Annotated in this window: 8 protein-coding genes and 3 pseudogenes; 5 read left to right on the top strand and 6 right to left on the bottom strand. The window is 40.5% G+C overall.

Annotation, left to right across the window (positions count from 1 at the left end; genetic code table 11):
- Positions 1–278, bottom strand: a pseudogene (locus L650_RS0100315) (3-oxoacyl-ACP synthase); the annotation flags it as partial.
- A 368-nt stretch (positions 279–646) separates the two neighbouring features.
- Between L650_RS0100315 and L650_RS0100310 the strand changes: the two are divergent.
- From L650_RS0100310 to L650_RS0100290, 5 genes and pseudogenes are all read left to right on the top strand, one after another.
- Positions 647–1,051: a DUF4440 domain-containing protein gene (locus L650_RS0100310; RefSeq protein ID WP_004588774.1), complete on the top strand. Its 405-nt coding sequence runs from the start codon at positions 647–649 to the stop codon at positions 1,049–1,051.
- 44 nt (positions 1,052–1,095) lie between these two features.
- Positions 1,096–2,337 (top strand): annotated as a pseudogene (locus L650_RS0100305) (ATP-binding protein).
- Complete coding sequence (locus L650_RS0100300) at positions 2,334–2,861, top strand: response regulator transcription factor (protein ID WP_029771697.1); 528 nt, start codon at positions 2,334–2,336, stop codon at positions 2,859–2,861. The pseudogene L650_RS0100305 and the gene L650_RS0100300 overlap by 4 nt, the downstream one beginning before the upstream one ends.
- Positions 2,862–2,879: 18 nt before the next feature.
- The gene (locus tag L650_RS0100295) at positions 2,880–3,287 is read left to right on the top strand and encodes a thiol-disulfide oxidoreductase DCC family protein (protein ID WP_029771694.1); all 408 of its coding nucleotides are present in this window, start codon (positions 2,880–2,882) and stop codon (positions 3,285–3,287) included.
- 87 nt (positions 3,288–3,374) lie between these two features.
- Positions 3,375–3,653: a peptidylprolyl isomerase gene (locus L650_RS0100290; protein WP_004588770.1), complete on the top strand. Its 279-nt coding sequence runs from the start codon at positions 3,375–3,377 to the stop codon at positions 3,651–3,653.
- A 67-nt stretch (positions 3,654–3,720) separates the two neighbouring features.
- On the opposite strand, the gene L650_RS0100285 is transcribed toward L650_RS0100290, so the two are convergent.
- The 5 genes and pseudogenes from L650_RS0100285 to L650_RS24050 form a co-directional block, all read right to left on the bottom strand.
- Entirely contained in the window at positions 3,721–4,065 is a 345-nt protein-coding gene (locus tag L650_RS0100285; protein WP_029771693.1) for a TonB family protein, read from the bottom strand.
- Between the two features lie 106 nt (positions 4,066–4,171).
- The gene (locus L650_RS0100280) at positions 4,172–4,903 is read right to left on the bottom strand and encodes a MauE/DoxX family redox-associated membrane protein (RefSeq protein ID WP_029771692.1); all 732 of its coding nucleotides are present in this window, start codon (positions 4,901–4,903) and stop codon (positions 4,172–4,174) included.
- Positions 4,904–5,239: 336 nt separating this feature from the next.
- A complete protein-coding gene (locus L650_RS0100275) occupies positions 5,240–5,899 on the bottom strand; it encodes a DsbA family oxidoreductase (RefSeq protein WP_029771691.1) in 660 nt (219 codons plus the stop codon).
- A gap of 110 nt (positions 5,900–6,009) precedes the next feature.
- Positions 6,010–7,230 carry a M24 family metallopeptidase gene (locus L650_RS0100270; RefSeq protein WP_029771690.1) on the bottom strand — a complete coding sequence of 407 codons (1,221 nt, stop codon included), beginning with the start codon at positions 7,228–7,230 and terminating at the stop codon, positions 6,010–6,012.
- Positions 7,231–7,388: 158 nt separating this feature from the next.
- A pseudogene (locus L650_RS24050) lies at positions 7,389–7,461 on the bottom strand (flavin oxidoreductase); the annotation flags it as partial.

The raw sequence follows: 7,461 nt of genomic DNA, 5'->3' as shown, positions 1-7,461 counted from the left end.
ACTAAAGAGGCGGTATTGGCCACTACAGTAGAAGGGGTACACGTTGCTAAAATAACTAAATCGATATCTTTTGCGTCAATCCCTGCACAATCGATGGCGTGCTTTGCGGCAACGGTTGCAAGTTCTGCGGTGCTAACATGGCTAACCCTACGAGATTTAATACCAGTACGTGTGGTGATCCACTCATCGTTGGTATCAACTATTTCGCTAATTTCATCGTTGCTAATGCTTGCTGGTGGAATGCATTTACCCCAACCAGTAATATGTGCGTAGGCCATAGTGTGTTCTCTTAAAAAGGTGGTCTGACGTGTATTGCTAATGGGTGAGTTATATCAAAAATTGCCCTTTAAGAGAAGTTATTAACCTGTTTTGTCTCGTAAATAATAGTAATTGTGGGCAATTTGACGTAAAGCTTGTTTAAAGAGTAAGCAAGTATTAAAACTATACGTAGCGATGTGTTAAACAGCATATAATTGAAAAGCACATGACTTTGCGGCTTTACCTAAACGTAAGTGGCTTGCGTTTATGGCACTGCGTTCAAGCTGTTAGCTTGAGTGAATTAAAGTAAGCCGATATTATTAATTACTGCCCGTTTAACGTATAAACACACAAACACGTGGCAATTGCCTACATAATAAGGAAGCCCATGAGCAATAAAATAAAAGTGTCGTTGTTTAATCACTTGATAGAGGCCGAACGACAGTTGCTCGACCCCGATGTTCGTCAATCAAGCCATGCATTAAATGCCTTACTTGATGATGAATTTATTGAAATTGCAGCTAATGGCACCGTATTTGATAAGCAGCACGTACTCACACGTTTACCTACCGAGGTTGTTCCGCAGTTTTATAATCAGCACTTTAAAGGGCGAATGCTTAGCGATGATGTCGCGCAAATTAGTTACCAAGCGGCTTATAGGCGCTCAGCCCGAAGTGAGTTTAATTACTCCTTACGTATGTCGCTTTGGCGTAAAAGTAATGAACAATGGAAAATGGTGTTTCATCAAGGGACCCCGTGCGCGCTGTTTACTATATCAATGGATGAAGATTAACTTTTTTAACGTATTAAATTTTATAGGTACATCGCACCTTGTTTATGCAAACCGACCCGACCATTAGCCGCCTTTTAATGCTGCGAAGTGGTGCTATTGCTGTGCAGTTAATTGCTGTACTAAGCGTGTATTTTTTATTAGAACACCAAATAGCGTTACTCCCTTTATTAGTGGTAATAGCCATAGAGGCGATATTTCAATTAGTAAGCGTATTCGCCTATCGAAATGTTAGCCAAGCGCGCCCTATAGGGATGTTAATGCAGCTCACTGCGGATGTCCTGTTTTTAACTATTTTGCTCTCATTAAGTGGCGGCGCAACCAATGCGTTTGTATCGCTATTATTGCTACCTATCATGATTGCAGCGGTCACCCTTCGTGAAAAAGGACTCGCTTATATCGCCGTACTGGCAATTGCCGCTTATAGCTTTTTACTCATTAGGATGCCCGATCACAGTATGCATCAGATGAATATGAGCGGGCATTTTATAGGCATGTGGGTGAATTTTGTTTTAAGTGCAAGCGTTATTGCTTTGGTTATTGGTGCTATGAGCCGGGCATTAAAGGAGCGAGAGCGCACAATAGCTAAAGCTCGCGAGCAGCAATTGCGAAACGAGCAACTGGTAACCCTAGATGGCGCTGCTGCGCAAATAACCCATCAACTAGCCAGTCCTATCGCTAACTTACAATTACTATTTGAAGAGCTTTTAGAAGAGCAGCCAAATAACCCTGTCGTGGTGCAAATGCAAACACCGCTCAAGCAATGTGCTAGGCAATTAAATGACTTTAGAAAGCTCTCTGCTCAGCTTCGTAATAAAAATACCACCGAACACATTACAGTAAACCAGCTACAAACGCAGATCATCGATACATTATTACTGCAACACCCTGATCAGCACATTAATTGGTTAAGTGAGCCAATAGCAGCCACCTTAAAAAGTGATGCAATGCTATTGCCCGCCATACTTAATTTGCTACAAAATGCATGCATTGCTAATCAAAAAAATAACCAAACCCAGTTAGAGCTAAGCTGGCAGCAAGATAATCAACACAGTGAATGTATATATTTGCTAATTCGTGATTTTGGTAGCGGTTTTAGCCAATCACAATTAGCAGAGCTTGGCGGGCAACTTATGCCTAGCAGCCAAGGTATGGGGCTTGCGGTTTTACTTTCTAATGTAACGTTTGAGTGACTAAACGGCTCGTTAACTTTGTATAATCACGCTGGTGGCGGGGCAGTGGCTAAAGTAAAATTAGCCATAGCAAATAATGAGCAATCACTTACATGAAATTACTTATAATTGAAGACGATATAAACCTTGCCAGTACACTTGCTCGGCGTTTAACAAAGCAAGGCTTTAGTTGTGAAGTTGCGCATAACCAAAGTGATGCATTACTCAGTGCACATAAACACTTACCAGATTTTATTTTGCTCGATATGAAACTAGGTGACGATAACGGCCTTGCCTTAATTAAGCCACTTCGCAGCTTATTACCGCAGGCGTATATTGTATTATTAACAGGGTTTGCAAGCATTGCCACCGCAGTAGAGGCCATGCGTTTAGGCGCTAACGACTACCTTACTAAACCCGTTGATATGGCCACGTTATTAAAGGCCCTAAACGCAGATTTAAATACACAAAATGTTAGTGATGTTGCCACACCAGTTATGTCACCAGAGCGTTTAGAGTGGGAGCATATTCAGCAAGTGCTACATAGTAATAACGGTAATGTGTCGGCCACTGCGCGGCAACTCAATATGCATAGGCGCACATTGCAGCGTAAGTTACAAAAAAAGCCGGTTCAGCAGTAACCGCTTAAGGGGTATAAAATGAGTGATGATGCGGCTACATTAATGCGTAATCAAAAAATTATATTATTCGATGCACAGTGCAAATTATGTAGTGCTTGGTGTAATTTTATAATTAGCATTTTTAAACTGTGCAGCGTGCAATCCCCAAAAGGTGCACTGCTATTAACTCATTTTGGTTTTTCAACCACACAATACGCCTCAATGGTTTACCTACAAAACGGCAAAGCGTACACGCAAAGTCATGCTTTTTTTGAAGTGGTTAAGCAGCTAGGTTATCCCTTTAAACTAGCCACTGCATTTAGTGTTTTACCCAATACCTTTAATAATTGGCTGTACGATAAAATTGCTTTAAACCGCTATACCTTATTTGGCAAATATCAGCATTGCAGAATACCCAACCCAGAGGATGCAAAACATTATTTATAATTGGCTAAGTTAACTTAGCTATAAGTAGATGCTAGGTTTAGGTGGCTGTGCTAAAATCGCCGCGTTTTAAATTATCAGGGTTTTGAAATGGCAAGCACAGCGCACGCACTCCACATATTGGTTAAACACAAAGAAATAGCAGAAGACATTATTAAGCAATTAGGTAAAGGTGCCAAGTTTCAAACCTTAGCTAAAAAATACTCGTCGTGCCCATCAGGTAAAAAAGGCGGTGACTTAGGTGAGTTTAGACGTGGGCAAATGGTTCCACAGTTTGACAAAATAGCCTTTAATGGCGCTATTTTAGAGCCACATTTAGTTAAAACTAAATTTGGCTGGCATGTAATTAAAGTGCTTTATCGTACTTAATAAGCTCGCTGTCAAATACTAAAAAGGCTGCACACTGCAGCCTTTAAGATATAACCTTACCCGATTATTAATTATCCAAATTAAACTCAATTGTCATTTCTAAGTTTTTATCAGGTACAGCAACACCATTAACAACTTTAGGTGAGTATTGCCATTTAGATAGGGCACGTTTGGCTTCGCTATTAAACACTTGTTCAGGTTTAGCGTTAATAACTTTAATATTATTTGGGCGCCCATAACTATCTACATCATAAGACATGGTAACAAAACCTTCTGTTTTGTTACGTACCTCTGCAACAGGGTATTTAGGGGGAACTGTTGATTTTACTGTTGCGGTAGGACTGTCTTGAAGTGGAGTTGTAGTACAGCCAGTAATGATTAGAGCGGCAATTATAGACAGTAAGTATTTCATTTTAATTCCTTTTATTATTTAGTTAGTCCCCTTTTTTACACTAAAATACCAGTCATGTAAAATAATCCGCTTAGTTATCAAGCCCATTATTTAACCTGAATTAAGGTTATTTAATAAACATCCAGATACCCGCCGCAATCATAAACAGGTTTTCGGTCAGAGAGACAAACCCCAGCGGTACATTACTATCTCCGCCAACACAGGCACATTTAAGCTCTCGTTTGTCTATGTAAACAGCCTTAATCACCGACACGGCGCCAACACCCCCAATAAATAAAGAAATTGGTGCAACAATATAAGCTGAAAGCCCTGCAATCATGCCAATACTTACAAATGCTTCTAAAAATGGATACACATAAGCATATCTCACTACTTTCATCGCAAATAAATCATAGGTTATAAAAGAATTACTAAAGCTGTATAAGTCGCGTAATTTTTGAATAGCCAGTACGCCCATTGTTAACGCGACAAACAGCATAACTGTATGCATAGAAAAAAGTGCAAAGCCAGTCGAGTAGCTAAATGCAAAGGCAAGCAATAGGGTAACAGCAAAAATGGCCGTTACGGGAGTATAAGTAGTACCTTGTTGGCCAGGCTCCGATTTATTAAAGTAAGCGCGCAGGTCGTCATACCCGCCAATGCGTTCGTTATCGATAAATGTTTGTGGTGTGGTATCAACATTGTGCTTTTGTTGAAATGCATCGGTTTCTTCGCGCGAAGTCAGCGGCTTATCATCTACCTTATAGCCTTTTCGCTTAAGTAAATCTTTTGATTTGAGTCCAAATGGGCAAATATGCTCATTGGTTACCATTCTGTATAATGTTGCTGACTTAGCCATGCTTGCCCCTTATGCGTAATTAGTTACTCGTTAGCCCTTAAGTAATAGTGAGAGTGAATGGCGGTATGAAAGAAGTTAATGGCACGTTGTAATATTTACGTGGCATTTTAAATAAAATAGCGCGCAGCACACTCATTAAGAACACATAATAGACAATGCACTTATAGTGCCAGCACTTTTATAAAAGTGCAGAGCATAAGGTTTGAGTAGCAGAGGGTTTTTGTTAAAAGCTTATAGAAATATCGGCTCACGTAGACAGTAAAGTCACGCTGCACCTTTAAAACCATATAAGACTGCATTGTGCAGCCTTATATATGTTAAACAGCAGCTTACTTGCTAAGCGTCTTGCTTAGCTTCTTCTTCACTAATTTGTTTTAGTGCTTGAATAAATGAATCGCTTGGTTGTCCGCCACTAATTGCATATTTATCGTTGATAATAAAGGTAGGTACAGAGGTAATACCGAGTTGCTTAAAGCGGTCTTGCTCTTGGCGTACTGTTTGAACGTATTTATCTGAGTGTAAAATACTACGCGCCTGTTCTTTATCAAGGCCAACACTTTCTACTACATCAAGCAGTGCCTCTTCTTGATTTAAGTATTTTAAATCGGTGAAGTGTGCTTCAAACATGGCAAGCTTTAATTCGGTTTGCTTATCTTCTTCACGCGCCCAAGTAAGTAGGCGGTGTAAATCAAAGCTGTTGATCATGATGCGCTCACCATAAAAATTAAAGGTAAACCCGGCACGCTGACCTGCTTCGAACATGTTTTTACGATTTTCATCGCCTTGCTCTTCGCTTAGGTTGTACTTTTGCATTAGGTGCTCGTTTAAATTTTGACCTTCAAGCGGCATGTCAGGATTTAGCTCAAAAGGATGCCATGTAATATCTGCACTCATCTCGTCTTTAAGTTGGCCAAGCGCTGTTTCTAGGTTTTTGTAACCTATTACGCACCATGGGCACATTACGTCTGACACGATATCAATTTTAAAGTTTTTCATATTCATCCTTTTGCGGATTGCTTTTGTATAACAAACGATATTGGGATGAAGTATGCATTATCAATCCTTAAACTAAAAAGAGCAGCTAATGGCTGCTCTTTATAAAGGGTTTAAGCGTTAAGCCCAAACGGGTCGTCAATACTGTAACTTGGTTGTGTAAACCAATGTGGGCCGTTGTCGGTCATATAAAAGTGATCCTCTAAACGTACGCCAAATTCATCAGGTATAACTAGCATTGGCTCGTTACTAAAACACATGCCAGGTGCAAGTGGGGTTTTGTCTCCACCGACTAAATAAGGCCATTCGTGAATATCTAAGCCAATACCATGGCCCGTACGATGCGGGCAGCCCGGTGTTTGATACTGTGGCCCCAATCCGTGAGCCGCTAAATAGTGACGAGCGCCTGCGTCAACTGCTTCACACGTAGCGCCAATTTTTGCAGCACTAAAGGCGGCGAGTTGCGCTGCTTTTTCATGATCCCAAAACATGCGCTGGCGCACTGTTGGCTCACCAAATACATAGGTGCGGGTTATATCTGAAAGGTAATCATGCACTTTGCAACCGGTATCTATTAATACCATATCGCCTTTTTTAAGCACTTGCGCATCTTTAACGCCATGTGGAAATGAGGTCGCCACACCAAATAAAACAATACAAAAATAGTTACCTGGGGCACCTACTTTTTGATGCGCTTTTTTAATGAAGGCTTCTACCTCTGTGGTGGTAATACCTTCGTAAAGCATGCTTGCAGTTGCTTGATGTACAGCTAAAGTCATATCCATTGCGCATTGCATGAGCGCTAATTCGTTTGCCGATTTATGCATGCGGCAATGTGCAGTAACGCTCTGTGCATTAACTATATTTAGGCCTTTTTGCGCTTTGTTTATACCGTCGAATATAAAAAACTGTGCACTTTCATCAATGCCTATTGTGGCATTGTCATTAATGTTGAGCTGCTTTAATACGTTAACAAATAGCGCATAAGGGTTTTCGTGCTCTTGCCAGCCATGAATGGGGCCTTCAATCACTTTAAAGCCATTTAGGGTGCCAATTTCAAAATAAGGGGCTATGTATTGTACATCGCCTATAGCGGGTAAAATGGCGCCAACCATGCGCTCACTTGCATACCACTTCATGCCTGTAAAATAAGTAAGGTTTGTACCTGCATTTAAATAAATTGCATCTATATTATTTGCTTGCATGTAAGCTTGTGCTTTTGCAATGCGCTGTAAATATTCATCTGCTTGAATAGGGGTTACATCGGCGGTCATGTTGCTTAATCCCGCTAATGCTTGCTCGCTTGTGTGTGTACCAACGCCTAGTGTGGCCATAAAAGTCTCCTTGGTTTCAATACCAAGCTGCATAAATTCTTGAGCAATTGAACATATTAAATTTCACTAAAATGTTAAAAAGCCCGAATAAGCAGATTGGTGTTAGGCATTGTGTTTAATGTAAAACCATAATTCAATATTATGCGACAACATGCATGCTAAGGTTTTTTAGCGTAAGGTAAACGCGATAATTTATTGCTAGTGTGGTAGCTATCAAGCCCTGTCACAGCC

The sequence above is a fragment of the Pseudoalteromonas sp. TB51 genome (assembly GCF_000498055.1).
In the GTDB taxonomy this organism is placed as follows: domain Bacteria; phylum Pseudomonadota; class Gammaproteobacteria; order Enterobacterales; family Alteromonadaceae; genus Pseudoalteromonas; species Pseudoalteromonas atlantica.
This window is presented reverse-complemented; position numbering and strand designations above follow the sequence as displayed.

Excerpts from the sequence above, each read along its gene's own strand:
- L650_RS0100295 (WP_029771694.1), top strand. The coding sequence starts at position 2,880 with ATGAGTGATGATGCGGCTACATTAATGCGTAATCAAAAAATTATATTA.
- L650_RS0100270 (WP_029771690.1), bottom strand. The coding sequence starts at position 7,230 with ATGGCCACACTAGGCGTTGGTACACACACAAGCGAGCAAGCATTAGCG.
- L650_RS0100275 (WP_029771691.1), bottom strand. The coding sequence starts at position 5,899 with ATGAAAAACTTTAAAATTGATATCGTGTCAGACGTAATGTGCCCATGG.
- L650_RS0100300 (WP_029771697.1), top strand. The coding sequence starts at position 2,334 with ATGAAATTACTTATAATTGAAGACGATATAAACCTTGCCAGTACACTT.
- L650_RS0100310 (WP_004588774.1), top strand. The coding sequence starts at position 647 with ATGAGCAATAAAATAAAAGTGTCGTTGTTTAATCACTTGATAGAGGCC.
- L650_RS0100285 (WP_029771693.1), bottom strand. The coding sequence starts at position 4,065 with ATGAAATACTTACTGTCTATAATTGCCGCTCTAATCATTACTGGCTGT.
- L650_RS0100280 (WP_029771692.1), bottom strand. The coding sequence starts at position 4,903 with ATGGCTAAGTCAGCAACATTATACAGAATGGTAACCAATGAGCATATT.
- L650_RS0100290 (WP_004588770.1), top strand. The coding sequence starts at position 3,375 with ATGGCAAGCACAGCGCACGCACTCCACATATTGGTTAAACACAAAGAA.